The organism is Bradyrhizobium sp. CCGUVB23, from assembly GCF_024199885.1.
Classification (GTDB): domain Bacteria; phylum Pseudomonadota; class Alphaproteobacteria; order Rhizobiales; family Xanthobacteraceae; genus Bradyrhizobium.
The window spans coordinates 7,403,962-7,422,240 of the sequence record NZ_JANADQ010000001.1; the positions used below are offsets into that span (position 1 = coordinate 7,403,962).

General features: G+C 63.3%; 19 protein-coding genes. 13 read left to right on the top strand and 6 right to left on the bottom strand.

Annotated elements, in window-relative coordinates; genetic code table 11:
* The first annotated feature begins 107 nt into the window (after positions 1–107).
* The 9 genes from NLN62_RS34335 (at position 108) to NLN62_RS34375 (ending at position 9,252) form a co-directional block, all read left to right on the top strand.
* Positions 108–803, top strand: coding sequence for a TetR/AcrR family transcriptional regulator (locus tag NLN62_RS34335; protein WP_254111732.1), 696 nt, complete (start codon positions 108–110; stop codon positions 801–803).
* Positions 800–1,603 (top strand): HlyD family secretion protein, encoded by an 804-nt coding sequence (locus NLN62_RS34340; protein ID WP_027525310.1) that lies wholly within the window; start codon positions 800–802, stop codon positions 1,601–1,603. The genes NLN62_RS34335 and NLN62_RS34340 overlap by 4 nt, the downstream gene beginning before the upstream one ends.
* Positions 1,600–2,538, top strand: a complete 939-nt coding sequence (locus NLN62_RS34345) for an ABC transporter ATP-binding protein (protein ID WP_027525309.1) — start codon at positions 1,600–1,602, stop codon at positions 2,536–2,538. Before NLN62_RS34340 ends, NLN62_RS34345 begins: the two co-directional genes overlap by 4 nt.
* Positions 2,535–3,698, top strand: coding sequence for an ABC transporter permease (locus tag NLN62_RS34350; RefSeq protein ID WP_027525308.1), 1,164 nt, complete (start codon positions 2,535–2,537; stop codon positions 3,696–3,698). The genes NLN62_RS34345 and NLN62_RS34350 overlap by 4 nt, the downstream gene beginning before the upstream one ends.
* 31 nt (positions 3,699–3,729) lie before the next feature.
* Entirely contained in the window at positions 3,730–5,037 is a 1,308-nt protein-coding gene (locus NLN62_RS34355) for an adenylate/guanylate cyclase domain-containing protein (protein WP_254111733.1), read from the top strand.
* 174 nt (positions 5,038–5,211) lie between these two features.
* Positions 5,212–5,943, top strand: coding sequence for a GntR family transcriptional regulator (locus tag NLN62_RS34360; RefSeq protein ID WP_254111734.1), 732 nt, complete (start codon positions 5,212–5,214; stop codon positions 5,941–5,943).
* Between the two features lie 49 nt (positions 5,944–5,992).
* On the top strand, positions 5,993–7,240 hold the full coding sequence (locus NLN62_RS34365; RefSeq protein ID WP_254111735.1) for an MFS transporter: 1,248 nt from the start codon (positions 5,993–5,995) through the stop codon (positions 7,238–7,240).
* A 23-nt stretch (positions 7,241–7,263) separates the two neighbouring features.
* Positions 7,264–8,163: an amidohydrolase gene (locus tag NLN62_RS34370; protein WP_254111736.1), complete on the top strand. Its 900-nt coding sequence runs from the start codon at positions 7,264–7,266 to the stop codon at positions 8,161–8,163.
* Between the two features lie 174 nt (positions 8,164–8,337).
* Positions 8,338–9,252: a PhzF family phenazine biosynthesis protein gene (locus NLN62_RS34375; RefSeq protein ID WP_027525303.1), complete on the top strand. Its 915-nt coding sequence runs from the start codon at positions 8,338–8,340 to the stop codon at positions 9,250–9,252.
* Between the two features lie 137 nt (positions 9,253–9,389).
* Here the strand turns inward: NLN62_RS34375 and NLN62_RS34380 are convergent, their stop codons facing one another.
* From NLN62_RS34380 to NLN62_RS34405, 6 genes are all read right to left on the bottom strand, one after another.
* Positions 9,390–9,851, bottom strand: coding sequence for a DUF488 family protein (locus tag NLN62_RS34380; RefSeq protein WP_027525302.1), 462 nt, complete (start codon positions 9,849–9,851; stop codon positions 9,390–9,392).
* A 9-nt stretch (positions 9,852–9,860) separates the two neighbouring features.
* Positions 9,861–10,718 (bottom strand): DUF72 domain-containing protein, encoded by an 858-nt coding sequence (locus NLN62_RS34385; RefSeq protein WP_371933056.1) that lies wholly within the window; start codon positions 10,716–10,718, stop codon positions 9,861–9,863.
* A gap of 319 nt (positions 10,719–11,037) precedes the next feature.
* On the bottom strand, positions 11,038–12,435 hold the full coding sequence (gene lpdA, locus NLN62_RS34390; protein WP_254111737.1) for a dihydrolipoyl dehydrogenase: 1,398 nt from the start codon (positions 12,433–12,435) through the stop codon (positions 11,038–11,040).
* A 4-nt stretch (positions 12,436–12,439) separates the two neighbouring features.
* The gene (locus NLN62_RS34395; protein ID WP_254111738.1) at positions 12,440–13,654 is read right to left on the bottom strand and encodes a dihydrolipoamide acetyltransferase family protein; all 1,215 of its coding nucleotides are present in this window, start codon (positions 13,652–13,654) and stop codon (positions 12,440–12,442) included.
* Position 13,655: 1 nt separating this feature from the next.
* Complete coding sequence (locus tag NLN62_RS34400) at positions 13,656–14,669, bottom strand: alpha-ketoacid dehydrogenase subunit beta (protein WP_254111739.1); 1,014 nt, start codon at positions 14,667–14,669, stop codon at positions 13,656–13,658.
* A gap of 3 nt (positions 14,670–14,672) precedes the next feature.
* A complete protein-coding gene (locus NLN62_RS34405; protein ID WP_254113792.1) occupies positions 14,673–15,932 on the bottom strand; it encodes a 3-methyl-2-oxobutanoate dehydrogenase (2-methylpropanoyl-transferring) subunit alpha in 1,260 nt (419 codons plus the stop codon).
* A 29-nt stretch (positions 15,933–15,961) separates the two neighbouring features.
* On the opposite strand from NLN62_RS34405, the gene NLN62_RS34410 reads away from it, so the two are divergent.
* The 4 genes from NLN62_RS34410 to NLN62_RS34425 all read left to right on the top strand — a co-directional run bounded on the left by NLN62_RS34410 (position 15,962) and on the right by NLN62_RS34425 (position 18,056).
* The gene (locus tag NLN62_RS34410) at positions 15,962–16,186 is read left to right on the top strand and encodes a hypothetical protein (RefSeq protein WP_027525296.1); all 225 of its coding nucleotides are present in this window, start codon (positions 15,962–15,964) and stop codon (positions 16,184–16,186) included.
* Positions 16,187–16,329: 143 nt separating this feature from the next.
* Positions 16,330–16,842 carry an Lrp/AsnC family transcriptional regulator gene (locus NLN62_RS34415; RefSeq protein ID WP_051389911.1) on the top strand — a complete coding sequence of 171 codons (513 nt, stop codon included), beginning with the start codon at positions 16,330–16,332 and terminating at the stop codon, positions 16,840–16,842.
* 554 nt (positions 16,843–17,396) lie between these two features.
* Complete coding sequence (locus NLN62_RS34420) at positions 17,397–17,759, top strand: hypothetical protein (protein ID WP_027525294.1); 363 nt, start codon at positions 17,397–17,399, stop codon at positions 17,757–17,759.
* A 93-nt stretch (positions 17,760–17,852) separates the two neighbouring features.
* On the top strand, positions 17,853–18,056 hold the full coding sequence (locus NLN62_RS34425; RefSeq protein ID WP_027525293.1) for a hypothetical protein: 204 nt from the start codon (positions 17,853–17,855) through the stop codon (positions 18,054–18,056).
* The last annotated feature ends 223 nt before the right edge of the window (positions 18,057–18,279 follow it).

Below are 18,279 nucleotides of genomic sequence, written 5' to 3' on the forward strand. Positions count from 1 at the left end.
CATTCAATTAGCAATGGCTAATGCATTAGTCAACGCTAATTTGTTTCGATATCTCAAGCGCGGATTGATCGCTTGACTTTGACTGACCGGTCAGTCATATATTGCATATGACAAAGAAGCCAAGCAAACCCGCCATGCCATCCGCAGTCCGCGCCAAAGGCCGTGCGCTCGAAGCCAGCGAAGAAGTTGCCGCTCCCGGATCAAGTCGCGCCGCGCGCGCGGCGGAGCGGCGTGCGGCGATCGTGGAGGCGGCTCTGGAAGAGTTCATCGCGCGCGGTTTTGCGGCGACGCGGCTCGACGACATCGCCAAGCGCGCAGGTGTGGCCAAGGGCACGATCTATCTGCATTTCAAGGACAAGGAATCCATGTTCGAGGAACTGGTGCGCATCGTGATCGTGCCGGTGGTCGAGCGGCTCACCACGCTGCCGCCGCCGACCGGCTCGGTGCGCGACCTCGTCGAGGCCTTTGCCTCCAATTTCCTGAAGGAGGTTGCGAACACCAGGCGTGGCGATCTCGTGCGCCTGATCGTGGCGGAGGGGCCGCGTTTTCCGGCCGTGGCCGACTTCTACTACCGCGAGGTCGTCTCTCGCGGGATGGCCGGCATGCGCGCGCTGATCGAGCTCGGCATCGCCCGCGGCGAGATTCAGCAAAAGAACCTGGCGCGTTTTCCGCAGATCCTGGTCGCGCCCGCCCTGATCGCGGTGATCTGGCAGAGCCTGTTTGCGCGGCACTTCCCGCTCGACGCGCAGGAGATGCTGCGTGTCCATCTTGATTTGATTTTTGGCGAACGGAGGACGACATGAGGTCGTCGCAAGTCATTTTCCGCGCGGCATTGGCCGTTGCTCTCACCATTGGGCTGGCCGCCTGCAAGGACAACCGCGATCCCGGCTTCCAGGGTTGGGTCGAGGCCGACATGATCTTCGTCAGCCCCGATGAGGCCGGCCGCGTCACCAAGCTCAACGTCCGCGAGGGCGACGAGGTGAAGGTCGGCGATGCCCTTTACTCGGTCGACGACGATCTCCAGCTTGCCGACCTCAATCAAACCAAGGCGACGCTGGCGAACGCGCAGCAGACCCATGATCGTGCGGAGTCACTTAGAAAGACCGGCTCCGGGACGCAGGCGACGCTCGATTCTGCCGTCTCGGACCTGCGGGTCGCCCAGGCGCGCGTGGCAACCTCGGAGACGCGGCTTGCGCGGCGGAAAGGTTTTGCCCCGGTCGCCGGCACGATCCAGCAGATCTATTTCCGCGAGGGCGAGATGGTGGCGGCGCAGCGGCCGGTGCTCTCGATCATGCCGCCCGGCAACATGAAGCTGCGCTTCTTCGTGCCGGAGACCGAACTGCCAAAGCTTGCGATCGGCGATCAGGTGCGGGTCGTCTGCGACAATTGCGCGGCCGACCTTACCGCGAAGATCTATTTCATCGCGACCACGGCCGAATACACACCGCCGGTGATCTACAGCCTCGATGAGCGCAACAAGCTCGTCTATCTGATCCAGGCGCGGCCCTCGCGGCCCGATGCGCTGCGGGTGGGCCAGCCGATCGACGTCTATCTCAATCCCAAGACTTCTGAAATCAAGACTCCAGTAGCGGACAAGCGATGAACGGGACAGCCGGCAACGGTATCGCGATCGACGTCAAAGGGCTGACAAAGTCCTTTGGCGGCCGCGAGGTCGTGCATGACCTGTCGATGCAGGTGAAGCGCGGCTCGATCTACGGGTTTCTCGGTCCCAACGGCTCCGGCAAGACCACGACCATCCGCATGCTCTGCGGGCTCTTGACGCCCGACAGCGGCGAGGGCACTTGCCTGGGCTACGACATCAGGCGCGACGCCGAGCGCATCAAGCGCCAGGTCGGCTACATGACCCAGCGCTTCAGCCTGTATCAGGATCTTTCGGTGCGCGAGAACCTGGAATTCGTCGCGCGGCTCTACGGCATGCGCGATGCGCGCGGCGCGGCAGCCGAGATGATCAAGCGGCTCGGTCTCTCCGGCCGCGAGGAGCAGCTTGCGGGCGAGCTCTCCGGCGGCTGGAAGCAGCGGCTGGCGTTAGGGGCCTGCACGCTGCCCAATCCGCAGCTCCTGCTGCTGGACGAGCCGACTGCCGGCGTCGATCCGAAGGCGCGGCGCGACTTCTGGAACGAGATTCATGCGCTAGCCGCCGAAGGTCTCACCGTTCTGGTTTCCACCCACTACATGGACGAGGCCGAGCGCTGCCACGAGATCGCGTATATCGCCTATGGGCATCTCCTGACGCACGGTACCGTGGACGAGGTGATCGCGAAATCGGCGCTCACCACCTACACCGTCACAGGCGATGATTTGAACGGCCTCGCCGCCGAGCTCACCGGCAAGCCCGGCGTCGACATGGTCGCGCCGTTCGGCACCTCGCTGCATGTCTCGGGCCGCGATGTCACCGCGCTCGAGACCAGCATCGCGCCTTGGCGCGACAAGGGCGGCCTGCACTGGCAGAAGTCGCATCCCTCGCTCGAAGACGTCTTCATCGAACTCATGAACCGCTCGAAGGACAATTTCCAATGAGCGCTACAGACATATCAGATCACGGTCACGACATCCGCGAGCGCTTCGGCTTCTGGCGACGCTCCTATGCGATGGTCGTGAAGGAGTTCATCCAGCTCCGGCGCGACCGCGTCTCTTTCGCGATGATCGTGATGATCCCGGTGATGCAGCTCCTGTTGTTCGGCTTCGCCATCAACACAACGCCGCACAATCTGCCGAGCGCCGTCCTACTCCAGGAGGACAGCGATCTTGCCCGCTCGGTGCTGAAGGCGCTGGAGAACACCGCCTATTTCCGCTTCACCCGCGAGGTGCACGACGTCGACGAGTTCGACAATCTCCTGAAGTCCGGCAAGGTGCTGTTCGGCGTCGAGATCCCCCGCGGTTTTGAGCGGGCAGTGCGGCGTGGCGACAAGCCGGCGCTGCTGGTCGCAGCCGACGCGACCGATCCGGTCGCGGCAAGCGCCGCGCTCGGCTCGCTCGGCATGGTCGTGCAGACAGCGCTCCAGCACGATCTCTATATCGGCGATCCCCCGGAAATGCCGTTCGAGATCCGCGCGCACGCCCGCTACAATCCGGCCGCGTCCTCGCGGCTCAACATCGTGCCGGGGCTGGTCGGCACCATCCTGACCATGACCATGCTGATCTTCACTGCGCTGTCGGTGACGCGCGAGATCGAGCGCGGCACCATGGAGAGTCTCTTGTCGATGCCGATCAAGCCGGTCGAGGTGATGTTCGGCAAGATCGTCCCCTACGTGCTGGTCGGCTTCATCCAGGCCTTCCTGATTCTTTCGATCGGCGTGTTGCTGTTCGGCGTGCCCGTGCTCGGCAGCCTCACCCTGTTGGCGCTGCTCTCGACACTGTTCATCACCACCAATCTCGCGATCGGCTACACTTTCTCCACCATCGCGCAGAATCAACTGCAAGCAATGCAGATGTCGCTGATGTTCTTCCTGCCGAGCATTTTGCTGTCCGGCTTCATGTTCCCGTTCGCGGGCATGCCGGTCTGGGCGCAATATCTCGGCGAGGGCCTGCCGCTAACGCATTATGTGCGTATCGTCCGCGCCATCATGCTCAAGGGCGCGACTGTCCAGAACCTGCAATATGACACGTTGGCGCTGGCGGCCCTCATGCTGGTCGCCATGATCATCGCCGTGACGCGCTTCCGCCGCACGCTCGATTGAGGCAAAATGCCCCGCAACGACGAGGGGCGAGATGGTCAGTTTTGCAAGCAGGGCAGCCGGGCAGAAAGCCGCGATATCGGCGGATTTCGAGCACGAGCTGGCACGCGAGGTGCTGCGGACCGAGCTGTTGCGCGTCAAGGCGCTGATCGTGACGGGATGCGTCATGATCCTGTTCATCACTGCGATGTACCTGGTCGCCCCCAGCGTCGTGGACCGGGTCTGGCACGGGACGTTCGGGCTGATCGAGGTCTACGGCCTCCTGATCGGGTTTGTCCTGTTCGAGCTCTGGGTTCAGTCCCAGATCAGTCGAAATCTCAGGCTCGATCGGGACGTGCCGGTGGTCAGGCGGTACATCGGGGCGCTGATCGAGACCTCGCTGCCGACGGTCATCCTGGTCCTGGAGATCCGGAGCATGGGGGCGATCCCGGCACTCGGCTTTGCCGTGCCGCTGGTCTACTTCATCTTCATCATTCTCTCGACGCTGCGCCTCGATTTCCGGTTGTCGGCCTTCACGGGTTTCGTGGCGGCGGCCCAGCTTCTCGCAGTCGCACTCTATTTTGATCCCGTCAGCGGCGCCGGCGAGCCTCAGGCTTACTTCCACGCAGTGCGCAGCTGCATCATCCTGATCTGCGGCGTGCTGGCAGGCTCGGTCGGCGCGCAATTGCGTCGGCAGTTTGCCGCGAGCATTGCTGCCGCCACCGCGCGCGATAGGGTGACGAACCTGTTCGGCCAGCACGTCTCGCCGCAGGTCGTCGAGCGGCTGATGGCGGAGGGCACCAGCGCCGGCGGCGACATCAGGCGCGTCGCGGTGATGTTCGTCGATTTCCGCGGCTTCACTGCCGGCGCACGCTCGCGCTCGCCGCAGGACGTGGTCGACCGGCTCGACGGCGCCTTCGCCGTGCTGGTCGACATCCTCGACCGCCACGGCGGCATCGTGAACAAGTTTCTGGGTGACGGCTTTCTCGCACTGTTCGGCGCGCCGCTGGCGGCGGCCGACGCTGCGCACCGGGCGGTGGCCGCCGGCCGCGAGATGCTCGCCGCGATGGACCGCATCAACGCACAATCGAGCTGGCCGCTGCGGATCGGCATCGGCATCCATTTCGGCGAGGTCGTCGCCGGCAATATCGGCTCGCCCCGGCGCAAGGAGTACACGGTGATCGGAGACACCGTGAACTTCGCTTCAAGGCTGGAGGCTCTGAACAAGGATTTTGGATCGCAGCTCCTGATTTCGGAGTCTGTGCGCGAAGCCTTGGGTGACGATGGTGAGGACGCGGTTGCGCTCGGCGAGGTCGAGGTGCGCGGCTATGAGCGGCCGATGGCGGTGTTTCAACTGGGGTAGGGCGCTCCGCTGATGATGCCGTCATTCCGGGGCGCCCGAAGGGCGAACCCGGAATCTCGAGATTCCGGGTTCGGCTCTTCGAGCCGCCCCGGAATGACGGAATGTTTGGTTTGGTCGACGGAGGTATCATAGTAGCGCTTGACTCTCATTTCATCTAGTCATATATATGACTATATGAATTCAACCCCGCTCGACGACCGCCTGCCTCGCTATCAGCGCCTGCGCGACGATCTCGCCGCGCGGATCAATCGCAATGAATGGCGGCCGGGCGAGCCGATCCCGTCCGAAGCCGAGCTCGCCGCGCACTACAGCGTCGCGATCGGCACGGTGCGCAAGGCGATCGATCAGCTGGTCAGCGACACCGTGCTGGAGCGCCAGCAGGGCCGCGGCACTTTCGTTCGCCGCGCGCGCTTCAACTCCTCGCTGTTCCGCTTCTTCCGCTTCCAGTCCGAGAGCGGCGAGCGCCGCGTGCCGCAGAGCCGCATCCTCAGGCGGAAATGCGTGCCGGCGACCTCCGCCGTTGCATCCGCGCTGCGCATCCCCGTCGGCGAGCCCGTGATCAGTCTGTCGCGCCTGCGTCTGATCGACGACGTGCCGCTGCTCGCCGAAGAAATCTGGCTGCAACGATCGCGCTTCGCGGCGATCCTCGACATTGATCCGTCCGAGTTCGGCGACCTGCTTTATCCGCTCTATGAGGAGCGCTGCGGCGAGGTGGTGGTGTCGGCGGAGGAAATCCTCACCGTCGAGACCGCGAGCGAGATGCAGGCCCGCCTGCTGCGGCTCGAGGCCCACGCGCCGCTTATCGTCATCGAGCGTCTCGCGCTCGATCTCGAACGGCGTCCGATCGAATGGCGCCGCTCGCGTGGGCCGGCCAATCGCTTCCGCTACCACGCCGAGATCCGGTGAGCGCGGGCGTCACATACATCAAGCAATCAAAGAATTCAGGGGAGAGACGATGGCAAACTGGTACAGCGAAAGCTCGCCGCTGGAGCGGCGCACCTTCTGGGCAAGCTTCGGCGGCTGGGCGCTCGATGCGCTCGACGTCCAGATGTTCGGCCTTGCGATCCCTGCGCTGATCGCAGCCTTCGGAATCAGCAAGGCCGACGCCGGCCTGCTCGGCTCGATCACGCTGTTCTTCGGTGCGTTCGGCGGCTGGATCGGCGGCGCGCTCGGCGACCGCTTCGGGCGCGTGAAGGCGCTCCAGATCACGGTCGCGACCTTCGCGCTTGCGACCTTCGCCTGCGCTTTCGCGATGAGCTTTACCCAGCTCCTGGTGCTCAAGGCCATTCAGGGCCTCGGCTTCGGAGCCGAATGGGCCTGCGGCGCGGTGCTGATGGCCGAGATCATCCGCCCCGAGCACCGCGGCAAGGCGCTCGGCTCGGTGCAGAGCGCCTGGGCGGTGGGCTGGGGCGCAGCCGTGCTGCTGTCGGCGCTGGTCTTCACCTATGCGCCGGCGGATATCGCCTGGCGGATCCTGTTCGCGATCGGACTGTTACCCGCGCTCCTGATCATCTTCATCCGCCGCGGCCTGAAGGAGCCGCAGCGCGCGGCACCGAGTGCAGCCCAGCCGCCGTTCTTCGCCACGCTCGGCGGCATCTTCCATCGCGACGTGCTGCGCGCGACGCTGATCGGTGGTCTCTTCGGCACCGGCGCGCATGGCGGCTACGCCGCGCTGACGACGTTCCTGCCGACCTATCTTCGCGAGGTGCGGCATTTGTCGGTGCTGGGTTCGAGCGGCTATCTTGCCGTCATCATCATCGCTTTCTTCTGCGGCTGCGTGATGAGCGGCATCATCAGCGACCGCATCGGGCGACGCGCGAATGTTGCATTCTTCGCCACCGCCTGCATTGTCACCGTGCTGATCTACATCTTTGCGCCGCTCTCCAATTCGCAGATGCTGGTGCTGGGCTTTCCCCTCGGCTTCTTCTCCGCGGGCATTCCGGCGAGCATGGCCGCGCTGTTCAGCGAGCTCTATCCCGCGGGCGTGCGCGGCACCGGCGTCGGCTTCTGCTACAATTTCGGCCGCGTCGTTTCCGCCGCGTTCCCGTTCCTCGTCGGGTATCTCAGTGACCACATCGGCCTCGGGCCGGCGATCGGCATCGATGCGGCCTTTGCCTATTCGCTGGTGTTGATCGCGGTGCTGCTGCTGCCAGAAACCCGCGGCAAGGTTTTTGAGCAGGCCGTAGCCGGCACGCGCGCCTGACCTGCGAATGTGGAGTAACGAACATGATGACAAGCGAACGCGGCCTTACGCGCCGTCAATTCGGCGTGGGCGCTGCTGCCCTTGTGGCGGTGACCGCCGCTGCGGGCAGGGCGGTAGGTGAGGTGACCATGCCTACGATCGATACCCACGCCCACGTCTTTCACCGTGGCCTCAAGCTCGCGCCAGGCCGGCGTTACGCGCCGGACTATGACGCGCCGCTCGATCTCTATCTGCAACAGCTCGATCGCAACGGCATGACCAACGGCGTGCTGGTGCAACCAAGCTTTCTCGGCACTGACAATTCCTATCTCGTCGAATGCCTGAAGGCGACCGGCGGCCGGCTGCGTGGCATCGCCGTCGTCGATCCCGCGGTTCCTGCCGAGGAGCTTGCCACGCTCGACCGCGCCGGCGTCGTCGGCATCCGTCTCAACCTCGTCGGCCAGCCCTTGCCGGATCTCGCTGCGCCAGAATGGAAGGCGCTGCTCGCATCGGTCAAATCGCTGGGCTGGCAGGTCGAGATCCAGCGCAACGCTTCCGATCTCGCAGCGCTCGCGCCGCAGCTTCTCGATCGCGGCATCACCGTCGTGCTCGATCACTTCACGCTGCCCGATCCAAAACTCGGCGTCGCCGATCCCGGCTTCCAGTCGGTGCTGAAGCTGGGTGCGACCAGAAACGTCTGGGTCAAGATCTCCGCGCCGTACCGCAACGGTGCGGCCGGCGAGAGTTTTGCGAAGGAAGCGTACCCGCCGCTGCGCACAGCTTACGGTCTCGACCGTCTGTTGTGGGGCAGCGACTGGCCGCACACACAGTTCGAGGCGACGCAGGTCTACGAGAAGAACCGCCGCTTCCTCGACGAGCTCGTCACGGATAAGGACGAGCGCGCGCAGGTGCTTGCCTCGCCGCGACCACTCTTCCGCTTCTAGAGCATGATCCGGAAAAGTGTGAAGCGGTTTTCCGAAGAGATCATGCTCAAACAAGAATCTCGCGCGATTGCACCGAGTGCTCCGAGTTTTGGGGCATGACGGCTGCTGGCGTCGGCCTGTAACATGCAGGCCGATGCAGCCGGTTGAGGCTGCACTTTGCGTGAGGGAAGAAAGATGCAACGCCGCTACATCACCGTCGACGTGTTCACCAACCGCGCCTTCGGCGGCAACCAGCTTGCCGTCGTGCTCGATGCCGGCGGGCTGTCGACGCAGCAGATGCAGGCGATCGCGACCGAGTTCAACTATTCCGAGACCACCTTCGTGCTGCCGCCGCGCGACAAGGCCAATGATGCGGAGGTGCGCATCTTCACGCCGGTGAGGGAAATTCCCTTCGCCGGTCATCCCAATGTCGGCACTTCCTTCGTGCTAGCGAGCCTCGCGAAGGAGCCGAAGTCGCGCCTGCTATTCGAAGAGAAGGCAGGGCTCGTGGCGGTCGACATTTTTAGGGAGCAGGGCCGCGTGGTTAGCACCGAGCTCACCGCGCCGCAGCCGCTGTCGCGCTTCGCGCAGCTTTCGGCCGAGGACGTCGCGGCCTGCATCTCATTGACTGCGAATGACATTAAGATCGATCGCCATGCGCCGCAGGTCGTCGGCGTCGGAACGCCGTTCGTGGTGGCGGAAGTGCGCTCGCGCGATGCAGTACGACGGGCGAAGCCCGACGCTGCCGCGTTTGGCCGGGTGTTGCCGCGCGACGGCGCCTTCGCGGTTTATTTCTACACGCGCGACGTGCCAGCGGCGGAGAAACCTTGTGATCTCCAGGCGCGGATGTTCTTCCCCGGCGCCAGCGGCCTGATCGAGGACCCCGCAACCGGCAGTGCCACGGTCGCCGCGGCCGCCTTGTTTGCCGATCTCGATCCCCAGCGCGACGGTGAGCTGAAACTCACGATCGGCCAGGGCTTTGACATGGGCAGGCCGAGCATCCTGCTGACGCGCGTGGTGAAACAGAACGGCGCGCTGCTGTCCTCTCACGTCGGCGGCCAGTGCGTGCAGATGATGGAAGGAACGTTCCGCTTGGCGGCGGAGGGCTAAGCTCTCTCAACTCGTCATTCCGGGGCAGCGCGAAGCGCTGAGCCTGGAATCCATCGGGCCGCAGAGTTCGCGGATGAATGGATTCCGGGCTCGCGACTTCGTCGCGCCCCGGAATGACAGCCAGAGTGGAATGGCGGTCAAATCTGCCGTCCCACCAAATTCTCCACCTTCACCCCGTCGCGCTCCTCGATGATCTCGGCGATCATCTGGCGATGGCAGTGAGTGTGGTCGCGCTCGTAGCAGAGCAGGCAGACTGGACCCGCTTTCTTCACCAGCGCAGACAATTCGTCGAGCTCTTCCTTGGCCTGCGGCGTCTTCAGGTGCTTTGAGTAGATCTTCTCGAGCACCGCATACTCGCCGCTGCGCGCGGCGAGCCGCCCTTCTTTGGGCGTGCCGAGGGCCGCGAGGTGGACATAGGCGATGCCGCGCTCGTCGAGCCCCGCCGCGAGCTGCTTCTTGGAAAAGCCCGGCCGGCGCGACGACGTCACCGCGCGCACGTCGACCAGCAGCTTGACGCCGGCATGCTCGAGCTCGTCCAGCACCGCCTTGGGCGGTGTCTGCTCATAGCCGATGGTGAAGAGCTTTTTCGCTTTGGCCATGCCAAAACCTCAGGCGACCCGCGCGATCAGTTCCATGGCGCCGGCCGGCGCGCGCACCTTGCCCTCGTGGATGACATAGGCGAACACGTCGCGCGGCTCCTTCTTGGGCTTTGCCTTGTCAACTTTCGGCAGGTCATCCGGTTCACTACCCGAGGCCCAGGCCTGAAACCGCTTGCCCCAGGCATCGAGATCCCTGGGCGGATAGCAGGTCTTCAGCTCGTCATTGCCCTTCTGAAGCCGCGCATAGACGAAATCGCTGACGACGTCCGCAATCGCCGGATATTTGCCGTGCTCGGCGAATACCACGGGCGTCTCAAACTCGCGCAGCAGCGCGACGAAGTCGGGCGTGCAGAAGCTGTCGTGCCGGACTTCGACCACATGGCGCAGCGCGCGGCCATCGAGCTTGCGCGGCAACAGCTCCAGGAACTTGCCGAAATCGGCGCCGTCGAACTTCTTGGTCGGCGCGAACTGCCACAGCACGGGGCCAAGGCGGTCGCGCAGCTCCAGCACGCCGGAATCGTAGAAGCGTTTGATGGAGTCGCCGGCCTCCGCCAGCACCCTCCGGTTGGTGGCAAAGCGCGGTCCCTTGACCGAGAAGACGAAGCCGTCGGGCACTTCGGAGGCCCATTTGCGAAAGCTCTCCGGCTTCTGCGAGCCGTAATAGGTGCCGTTGATCTCGATCGAGGTCAGCTTCGATGCGGCATAGGACAGCTCCTTCGCCTGCGTGAGCTTCTCCGGATAGAATACGCCGCGCCAGGGCTCGAAAGTCCAGCCGCCGATGCCGATGAAGATGTTGCCCGATTTTTGCGACGCGGTTTTTGCTTTGGCCACCGGAGGATCTCGCGCGAATGAGGGGATGGCCTTCATCCTAATCAAACCAGATCTGATTGGCCAGTTGCGGCGCCCCGTCTAAGCTCGTCATCGGGATCTGCGATTATCGAGAGACAATATAGTTTTGAATAGTTTTGACAGTGACATAAACTCCTTTCTTCTGCATATAGTTTTACATCGAGCTAAGCTGCTGGATAATCAGCAATTTTTGATGAGCCGCAGCGCTTTGGCTCTCAGGCTCGTTCACATGAGACGACCTCGGCGAGACCGCTTCGTCTCCATGTTGCGGACGGCTATGGCCGATCGCTACATGGGCCATGATGCGCGCTGCACACACGGAGGCCTCGCCCGTACGTTAAATATGAATTGCGTGCCCCAGCGATTTCAGCGCGGCCTCGTGGAAGCCCTCGCTTTGGGTCGGGTGCGCATGGATCGTCCCCGCGATATCCTCGAGGCGCGCGCCCATCTCCAGCGCAAGGCTGAAGGCTGCTGAAAGCTCGGCAATGCCCGCACCGACGCCCTGGATGCCGAGCAGGACATGGTTGTCGGCGCGTGCCACGGTCCGGATGAAGCCATCCTCACGATCCAGGGTCAGGGCACGGCCATTGGCCTTGAACGGAAACAGGTCGGTCTTGATGTCGAAACCGGTCTGGCCCGCCTCGCTTGGTGACAGGCCGACGGTGACGATCTCGGGGTCGGTGAAGCAGATCGCCGGAATCGAAATCCGGTCCCAGGCGCGGCGGTGGCCGGCGACGATCTCAGCCACCATCTCACCTTGCGCCATCGCACGATGCGCGAGCATTGGGTCTCCCGTGACGTCGCCGATTGCCGAGATGCCGCGCATCGAGGTGCGGCATTTGTCGTCGATCCGGATGAAGGGGGCATCCATGTCGAGATCAAGAAGTTCAAGGCCAAAGCCGGAGGTCGCGGGCCTGCGGCCGACCGTGACAAGAATCTTGTCGACATCAAGCGTTTTCCGCTCGCCGCCGGCGGTTTCGATTTCAAGCGCCGTGCCATCAGCGACGAGTGCTTTTGCCTTCGCGCCTGTCAGAACCGAGACGCCGAGCGCTCGTAAGCGCCTGGCGACCGGATCGCTCAGGTCGCCGTCATATTGGGGCAGAATACGCGGTGCGGCCTCGACCACGGTAACGGCCGCGCCCAGCTTGGCGAATGCCGTGCCGAGCTCAAGGCCGATATAGCCGCCGCCAACAACAACAAGCTTCTTTGGGATTTCGGTGAGCGCCAACGCCTCGGTCGACGAGATCACGCGGGCGCCGAAGGGAAGAAACGGCAGCGCAACCGGTTCGGAACCTGTCGCGATCACCACCGTTTCGGCACGGATCATTTGCGGACCAGATTGGGTTTCGACTTCGACGGTCTTGCCGTCCCGGAAACGGGCATATCCGGCCACGAGCCTGACGCCTGCTCGCCTCAAGAGACCGGCCACGCCCCCGTTCAGGCGCCGGCCGATATTGTCCTTCCAGGCGATGGTCTTGGCGAAGTCGAGCGACGGCTTCGCCGTGGAAATGCCGAGTACGCTGTTTCTATCCGCGGCCTGCGCAACGGTTTCATACTCGGCGGCCGCGTGGATTAACGCCTTCGAGGGAATGCAGCCGACGTTAAGACAGGTGCCACCCGGCTTTTCAGCTTCGACAATGATCGTGTCGATGCCGAGCTGGCCGGCACGGATCGCGCAGGTGTAGCCGCCGGGGCCCGCGCCGATGACAAGGAGCTTGCAGGTGATCTCGTTCATCGCTCTATGCGTCAATGAAGATCATGGCGGGCGTCTCGAGCTGCGTCTTGATTCGCTGCACGAACTGCGCGGCATCAAAACCGTCGATCACGCGATGATCGAAGCTGGACGACAGGTTCATCATCTGGCGCGGTACGAAGGCCGCGCCGTCCCAATGTGGACGGACGGCGATGCGGTTGACGCCGATGATCGCGACCTCGGGATGATTGATGATGGGGGTGGTCGCAAGCCCGCCCATGGCCCCGAGGGACGTGATCGTGATGGTCGAGCCGCTGAGTTCGTCGCGCGAGGCGCTGCCTTTCCGAGCCGCTTCGGCGAGCCGAGCGACCTCCGCGGCACAACTCCAGATGTCGCGCGATTCAGCATGTCGAACCACCGGCACCACCAGGCCATTTTGTGTCTGCGTGGCGATCCCGATGTGGACGCCGTCATGTCGGTGCACGATGCCGGCCTCGTCGTCGAAATGGGCATTCAGCATCGGCTGTTGGGCGATCGCGCGGACCATCGCGCGCATGAGGAATGGAAGCAAGGTCAGCTTCGGCTTGCCGGGCCGTTGCTGGCCATTAAGCTTGCCACGTAGATCCTCAAGTGCGGTGACGTCGATCTCCTCGACATAGGTGATGTGGGGGATGCGCGAGTTCGCGATCGACATCTTCTCCGCGATCTTGCGGCGGAGACCGGCGATCTTGATGTCTTCGACGCTGGACTTCGTCAGGTATGTGGTCGCCGCGGCACCGACGGAACTGTGCGCAAGATGGGCGTCGAGATCGGCATAGGTGATGCGCCCGGCAGGACCCGTGCCCTGTATCTGGCGCAGGTCGAGGCCTGCTTCACGCGCGCGCAAGCGGACCGCTGGGGAAGCCAGCGGCTTGGTTTGCTCGCCGGGAGGTTCCGCAACCGCTGGCCGAAGCGGTGTCGCGGCCACAGGTTGAGCGACTGTTTTGGTCGTCTTCATCTCGGCCGGTGGCTCGGCCTTGCCTTCAACTTCCAGCCGAACGAAGTCCGAACCAATGGCGAGCACATCGCCCACATGCCCGGCGAGCCAGATGACGCGGCCTTCGGCGGGCGAGGGGATTTCCACCGTCGCCTTGTCGGTCATGACTGCACCGAGCACGGCGTCCTCGCGCACGATGTCGCCGACCTTCACGTGCCATTCCACGAGTTCGGCTTCCGCGATGCCTTCGCCGACGTCGGGCAGCTTGACGGCGCGTTCCGCCATCTCACGCCTCCAGCGTTTCGATCAGCGCACGGCCGATCCGCGCGGGTCCGGGGAAGTAGTCCCATTCCTGCGCGTGCGGGTAGGGCGTGTCCCAGCCGGCGACACGCGCGATCGGCGCTTCCAGATGATAGAAGCATCGCGTCTGAACGAGTGCGCAGAGCTCGGCACCGAAACCTGAGGTCAGTGTCGCCTCGTGCACGATAACGCAACGTCCGGTCTTCTTGACGGAGCTTTCGATGGTATCGAGATCGAGCGGCAGCAGTGTGCGAAGATCGATGATCTCGGCGTCGACACCGGTTTCGGTTGCCGCAGTCTCGGCGACGTGCACCATCGTCCCATAGGCGAGAATGGTGACGGCTTTGCCCGGCCGGCGGATCGCGGCGCTGCCGAGCGGAATGGCAAAATGTCCGTCGTCGACCTCGCCGAGATCGTGCTTCGACCATGGCGTGACCGGCCGATCATGATGGCCGTCGAATGGGCCGTTATAGAGCCGCTTCGGCTCGAGGAAGATCACGGGATCGGGGTCCTCGATAGCCGAGATCAGGAGACCCTTGGCGTCGCGGGGATTCGAGGGCACCACCGTCTTGATACCGCAGACATGGGTGAACAACGCTTCCGGGCTCTGGCTATGCGTCTGGCCGCCGAAAATGCCGCCACCGGTTGGCATCCGCACCACGAGAGGGCAGGTGAACTGGCCGTTGGAGCGATAGCGCAGCCGCGCCGCCTCGGAGACGATCTGGTCGTAGGCCGGATACATGTAATCCGCGAACTGGATTTCGACACAGGGTTTCAGGCCGTAAGCGGCCATGCCGACGGCGATACCGACGATGCCGAGCTCGCTGATCGGCGTATCGAAACAACGGCTCGTACCATATTTCGCCTGCAGGCCCTGGCTTGCCCGGAATACCCCGCCGAAATAGCCGACGTCCTCGCCGAACACGACGACATCGTCATCGCGCGACATCATCACGTCCATGGCGTCCCGGATCGCTTCGATCATTGTCCGCCGTGGCACGTTTCAGACTCCCGCTTCCTGGCGCTGGCGGCGCAGATGCGGCGGCATCGCCGCGAATACGCCCTCGAACATGTCGCGCGCGGATGGACGTTGCTCGGAATGAAGCGTGCCGTAGCTTTCGGCCTCCTTCTGTGCCGAGGTCACGGTGTCGAGGATCTCGGCCTCCGTCTGCTTATGCCGTTCCTCCGACCAGACACCGCGAACGATCAAATGGTTCTTGAGCCGGATCACGGGATCGCCCAACGGCCATGCCTCGGATTCCGTCTTCGGCCGATAGCCCGCGGGATCGTCGGAGGTGGAATGCGCGCCGACGCGATAGGTCACGTGTTCGATCAGGGTCGGGCCGAGATTGCGGCGTGCACGCTCGCAGGCCCATTTCGCGACGGCATGGACCGCAAGGTAATCGTTGCCGTCGACGCGCAGCGCCGGAATGCCGAAGCCAAGACCGCGTGCCGCGAACGTGCCGGAGCCGCCGCGTGCGATGCCCTGGAAGGTCGAGATGGCCCACTGATTGTTGACGATGTTGAGCACGACCGGCGCGCGATAGGTCGAAGCGAACACCAGCGCCGCGTGGAAGTCGGACTCGGCGGTTGCGCCGTCGCCGATCCACGCAACGGCGATCTTGGTATCGTTCTTGATCGCAGATGCCATCGCCCAGCCGACCGCCTGGATGTACTGGGTAGCGAGATTGCCGGAGATCGAGAAGAAGCCGTGCTCCCGCGAGGAATACATCACGGGCAGCTGACGTCCCTTCAGGGGATCGTGCGTGTTCGAGTAGATCTGGTTGGCCATGTCGACCAGCGAGTAGCCACCGGCGATCAGAAGTCCCGCCTGGCGGTAGGTCGGAAAATTCATGTCGCCCGGCAGGAGCGCCCTGCGGAAGGCGCAGCTCACGGCCTCTTCGCCCATATGCTGCATGTAGAAAGACGTCTTGCCCTGGCGCTGCGCCATCTGCATGCGCGCATCGAACGCGCGCAAAGTCATCATGTGCCGAAGGCCCTCGAGCAATTCGCTGTCAGAGAGCGTGCCCGCCCATGGACCGACGGCTTTGCCCTCGCGGTTGAGCACGCGGATGACAGAGAAGGCGAGGTCGCGGATCGCCTCGGCGTCCACGTCGATTTCGGGACGGTCGACCTGGCCTGCGCGGGGAATCCGGATGTTCGAGAAATCGGGCGTGCCGCCTGGGCGCACCGCGGGCTCCGGCACGTGCAGTTTCAGGGGCGCATGCTCCGCGGATTGAACCGCCTCGCCCCGCGGGATCATGGCGTCACGCATGAGGTTGGGTTCGGGCATTGGCATTCACCTCTCACCTCAATTGCATCGATGCAGAACAATGCGTCGACGCGGCGAGCGAGCCGGTCGATGACGTCGCGATCATCAATGTCTATGGAAGCCGAGATACGGCATTCGTTCGCTTCGGCCCGAGCGCTGACGGCAACGAGCCGAAGTCCCGCGACGCGCGTCTGGTCGAGCAGGCGGCCGAGTGCGGCGTGCATATCGCTGGTCTGGAGCTCTAGAAAATACACCGCATGTGTCTCGTTTTGTTAGTATATCGTACTGGCAAAGTTCGGGATTGTTGTTCTTTTGATCTGGGTATCCTGCGAAGATGTGATATATGTTTTCTGCACATTGGCCATAGGCTCAGAATGGAGTTCTTGGTATGGCGCCAGTCCGACATGCCACAGGGCCAGTCAAGGCTCCGCGCAAGGATGCGCTTCGGCTCGACGAGATCGATCGCAAGATCCTGCGCGCCTTGCAGCAGGATGCGCGCCTGACCACGGCGCAACTCGCCGACCGGATTGGCCTCTCCACCACACCATGCTGGAATAGACTGAAGCGCCTCGAGACGCAGGGCTATATCGATGGCTACGTCGCGCTGCTCAATCAGGACAAGCTCGGCCTGCCTGAAACGGTCATCATAGAGGTGACGCTCGATCGCCACGACGAGGAGGCGCTCGAACGTTTCGGTCAACTGCTCACGAGTTTGCCGGAAGTGATCGAAGCCTATCTCACCACCGGCGATTACGATTACGTCGTGAAGGTCGCCGTTGAAAGCACCGCCGGCTACGAGCGGTTTCTGCGCGAAAAGCTCTATCGCATCCCAGGCATCCGCCACAGCCGGTCGTCGTTTGCGCTACGCTGCCTGAAGAAACTGACCTCGGTGCAGGTCTAGTCAAATGCGCCGCGGCGATGAGAAGACGTCACACAATGTGACGTCTGCTCCTTGCGTTCCAGTTGAGAGAGTGGGGTTCGTCAGAAAGCGGTCTTCTTGCCGGTGATGCCGACATAGCTTGATCGCACCAGCGCTCACCAGCACCCATCCTTCTTGACGATCACATAGAAGGAATCGGCCGACAATATCGGCTTGTCGTCGGCGTCATAGCGCGTAAACCTCGTGACAAGCTAGCTCTTCGTCTTATTGGTTTACCCTCAATCCAGCGTCGATCAGTCCCTTGCGAAGAGCGCGCATCTGTGGATCGAAGGGGAGGGCAATGGGAAAGCACCTGCGCGGGGGAGTGCTGAATGCAGAAGCAATTCCGTCGGAGTGCTGGCCACAAAATGATGACGCCATCTGCGGAAAAACATTTCGCCGCAAGGGGTCGCACAATCCAGCTGACAGTAAAAACTCAGGGCGAACCGGTCTTCGATTGACATCGAAATGACTTGTCCTTTTGCAAAATCTGCAAAGACTCTATTGTCATTCGACCGCGATAACAGGAGAACAAGATGCGGATGCTGATCGCACTGGCGCTGGTCATGATGACGTCTGCTGCCGTTGCCGATGACGATGATGCTGGAGGGGCGCACAAGCTGGCGATCCAGGGCCGCGACGACTACTGGCACTGCCTGGCGCGGGAATATTCACGCGACAGCAATCAGGGCCTCTCGGAACAGGATTTTTCCCGCTCGGTCGCCGGCGCCTGTCCCTCAGAGCGGCAGTATTACCGGGTGGCGTTGCTCGACTATCTGACGATGCAATATCCCAACATCGATGCTGGCGCTCATCTCGCGACCGCGAACAGGGCGGTAGAATCGGCGCAGAAGGACATCGTGACGGCCTTCGCCAAGCACAGGACACCTCAGCGCTAGCTGGCTGCGAATTAACCGTCGGAACCTGCGGCCCTTCCGGCTGGCTGCGCTTCCGTGATATCAGAAGGGCTCACCGGAGCGGGAACGGGCAGGATGACGTCTGAGTCGGTCGGAGGCATTTTTGGCGCGATCGTCGCAGCTATCGTGCTGGCGGTTGCCGTCGTGTTCGGGCCCATCGGCCAATACGGCAAGCCGCCGAAGCCGAAGGCGGCGGCCCAGCCTGCGGCCGCGGCACCCGCGGCCCCGGCCGCGCCTGCTCCGCGCGGACCGGTCATCCGCGAAGTGCCAAACCAATAAGCCGGCCCTCTTGCGGAGGGCCAGTGACGTTCCTATCTAGCTGATAACGGCGACGTTGCAGCTCACCGCTCCGGCGCCGGGACGACCTTGGAATAGCTTGGGCTGCGCCGGATGTACGCGCGGCTCGTTATTCTGGGGTCGTTGGCATTTTTGTACCCCTTTTTTGGGTGCGCTCCCCTCAAAACCCCGGCTTGGCATCGCAGGACGCGGCGGATATACGCTC

Excerpts from the sequence above, each read along its gene's own strand:
- NLN62_RS34365 (WP_254111735.1), top strand. The coding sequence starts at position 5,993 with ATGGCAAACTGGTACAGCGAAAGCTCGCCGCTGGAGCGGCGCACCTTC.
- NLN62_RS34425 (WP_027525293.1), top strand. The coding sequence starts at position 17,853 with ATGACGTCTGAGTCGGTCGGAGGCATTTTTGGCGCGATCGTCGCAGCT.
- NLN62_RS34385 (WP_371933056.1), bottom strand. The coding sequence starts at position 10,718 with ATGAAGGCCATCCCCTCATTCGCGCGAGATCCTCCGGTGGCCAAAGCA.
- NLN62_RS34415 (WP_051389911.1), top strand. The coding sequence starts at position 16,330 with ATGGCGCCAGTCCGACATGCCACAGGGCCAGTCAAGGCTCCGCGCAAG.
- NLN62_RS34340 (WP_027525310.1), top strand. The coding sequence starts at position 800 with ATGAGGTCGTCGCAAGTCATTTTCCGCGCGGCATTGGCCGTTGCTCTC.
- NLN62_RS34375 (WP_027525303.1), top strand. The coding sequence starts at position 8,338 with ATGCAACGCCGCTACATCACCGTCGACGTGTTCACCAACCGCGCCTTC.
- NLN62_RS34355 (WP_254111733.1), top strand. The coding sequence starts at position 3,730 with ATGGTCAGTTTTGCAAGCAGGGCAGCCGGGCAGAAAGCCGCGATATCG.
- NLN62_RS34360 (WP_254111734.1), top strand. The coding sequence starts at position 5,212 with ATGAATTCAACCCCGCTCGACGACCGCCTGCCTCGCTATCAGCGCCTG.
- NLN62_RS34395 (WP_254111738.1), bottom strand. The coding sequence starts at position 13,654 with ATGGCGGAACGCGCCGTCAAGCTGCCCGACGTCGGCGAAGGCATCGCG.
- NLN62_RS34380 (WP_027525302.1), bottom strand. The coding sequence starts at position 9,851 with ATGGCCAAAGCGAAAAAGCTCTTCACCATCGGCTATGAGCAGACACCG.
- NLN62_RS34370 (WP_254111736.1), top strand. The coding sequence starts at position 7,264 with ATGATGACAAGCGAACGCGGCCTTACGCGCCGTCAATTCGGCGTGGGC.
- lpdA (WP_254111737.1), bottom strand. The coding sequence starts at position 12,435 with ATGAACGAGATCACCTGCAAGCTCCTTGTCATCGGCGCGGGCCCCGGC.
- NLN62_RS34405 (WP_254113792.1), bottom strand. The coding sequence starts at position 15,932 with ATGATCCCGCGGGGCGAGGCGGTTCAATCCGCGGAGCATGCGCCCCTG.
- NLN62_RS34350 (WP_027525308.1), top strand. The coding sequence starts at position 2,535 with ATGAGCGCTACAGACATATCAGATCACGGTCACGACATCCGCGAGCGC.
- NLN62_RS34335 (WP_254111732.1), top strand. The coding sequence starts at position 108 with ATGACAAAGAAGCCAAGCAAACCCGCCATGCCATCCGCAGTCCGCGCC.
- NLN62_RS34420 (WP_027525294.1), top strand. The coding sequence starts at position 17,397 with ATGCGGATGCTGATCGCACTGGCGCTGGTCATGATGACGTCTGCTGCC.
- NLN62_RS34345 (WP_027525309.1), top strand. The coding sequence starts at position 1,600 with ATGAACGGGACAGCCGGCAACGGTATCGCGATCGACGTCAAAGGGCTG.